Source organism: Kitasatospora sp. MBT66, assembly GCF_000710405.2.
Classification (GTDB): domain Bacteria; phylum Actinomycetota; class Actinomycetes; order Streptomycetales; family Streptomycetaceae; genus Kitasatospora; species Kitasatospora purpeofusca.
Window position 1 is genome coordinate 333,085 of sequence record NZ_JAIY01000006.1, and the last position, 324, is coordinate 333,408.

General features: G+C 76.2%; 1 protein-coding gene. It reads right to left on the reverse strand.

Annotated features, from left to right (window positions below; all coding sequences use genetic code 11):
- Positions 1-226 (reverse strand): MerR family transcriptional regulator (locus BI06_RS14020; RefSeq protein WP_149030406.1); only part of this gene is annotated, 226 nt, incomplete at its 3' end.
- Positions 227-324: the final 98 nt, after the last annotated feature.

The following is a 324-nucleotide window of genomic DNA, read 5'->3' on the forward strand; positions in this document are numbered from 1 at the left end:
CCGCGTCGAGCACCGCCGCGATCCGCGCCAGCGGCATGCCGACGGCGCGCAGCAGCGCGATCCGGCGCGCCCGTTCGACCTGGGTGAGGCCGTAGCGGCGGACCCCGGTGTCCGGGTCGACCCGGGCGGGCGCCAGCAGCCCCCGGTCCCCGTACAGGCGCAGCGCCTTGGGGCTGAGCCTGGTCCGGGCGGACAGCTCCCCGATGGTGATCAAGTCCTCGTGCACGGCCCCACTCTGGGGCCTGGCCCTGGGGCAGGGGCAAGCGGCCGGGGCAAGCGGCGGGGGTTGCCGTGCACACCTGCGGCCCCTCACGCACTTTGCAA